Here is a 1212-nt window from a genome sequence, read left to right on the forward strand (position 1 = left end):
CACGTGGCCGTCGATCAGCCGGTCGAGCGTCGCGAGCGCGCGGCGCTTCTTCGCCTTCCACGGCATCCAGTCGGGCCAGCTCCTGGGCCAGTACATCTCGGCAGCTCCCTCGACGCTCAACTGGTGCACGGCCCATTCGGCATCGCGCGTGTCGGCCGTCACTCCGCTGGAAAACGTCATCCGCATGATCACGTCCATGCCCAGCGACGTGAAGGCGCTCTCGATCGTCCACGCGCCGTCGGCCTGCGGCCACTGCGCGAATGCGGCGTCGGCGGCAAGCGCCATCGCGGGCACGAAGGCCTGCACGGCCTTCGGCGTGAACGCGGGCTGCAACGCGTGCCGCTTGGTGCGCCATGCGGCGCCTTCCGACGTGAGCGTACTGATGCCATGCACCTGGGCGAACACCTCGATGGCGCGCTCCCAGCGCACCAGCGCGTCGTGATGGTCGACGAGCAGTTCGCGCACCCGGTCGGGGTCGGTGACGAGGATCTGGTGCTCGGGCCAGATCCGCAGGTGCACCATGCCGCCGTACTCGTCGCGCCACGCGGACAATGCGCCGAGCAGGTCGCGCGACATCGCGCGCAGGAAGCGCCAGCCCGTCAGGCCGGACGGGGGTCCGGGGGGCCAGGCGCCGGGTGGATGGGATGCCGGCGCGCTGCTCGCGGTGCCGGCGTGGAAGGGGCAGGAGGGGGGCGTGGTCGTTTTCATGCCTGGCATTCTCGGCCCGGTGCGCGAACCCGGTATTGAACGAAAACGACATCGACAATCAGTTGGCACGCCGAACCGACAGCTTTTATACTGTCGGGAATGACGTCAATCTTTCGACCCGTCGCGGCGCTGCTGGCAGCCATCGTGTGCATCCCCCCGGTCCACGCGGCGCCCGTGGACAAGGCCCCCGTGCTCGGCCTGCCGCACGCCAGCTGGACGGCCCGCGAAGGCGCGCCCGCCAACATCACCGGCATCGCGCAGACCCCGGACGGCTGGATCTGGATCGGCAGCACGTCCGGCCTGTACAAATTCGATGGCGTGCGCTTCCTGCGCGCGGCCGCTAGCGAGGCGCCGCTGTCGTCGAACGTGGCCGGCATCGGCGTGCTGCCCGATGGCCGGATGTGGGTCGGCTACAAGTACGGCGGCGTGAGCCTGATGGTGGACGGCCGCATGCGCCACTACCCCGGCGGCAAGGAGGGCGGACCGGCCGGCTCGGTCTTTGCC

At 70.0% G+C, this 1212-nt stretch carries 2 protein-coding genes; one reads left to right on the forward strand and one right to left on the reverse strand.

The features are described from left to right. Positions 1 to 708: cytochrome P450 (locus ACEN88_RS32175; protein ID WP_413346272.1), on the reverse strand; the 708-nt coding region annotated here is incomplete at its 3' end. Positions 709 to 807: 99 nt separating this feature from the next. On the opposite strand from ACEN88_RS32175, the gene ACEN88_RS32180 reads away from it, so the two are divergent. After that, positions 808 to 1212 (forward strand): two-component regulator propeller domain-containing protein (locus tag ACEN88_RS32180; protein ID WP_413346274.1); only part of this gene is annotated, 405 nt, incomplete at its 3' end.

The organism is Massilia sp. CT11-108, assembly GCF_047302915.1.
In the GTDB taxonomy this organism is placed as follows: Bacteria; Pseudomonadota; Gammaproteobacteria; order Burkholderiales; family Burkholderiaceae_D; genus Telluria; species Telluria orientalis.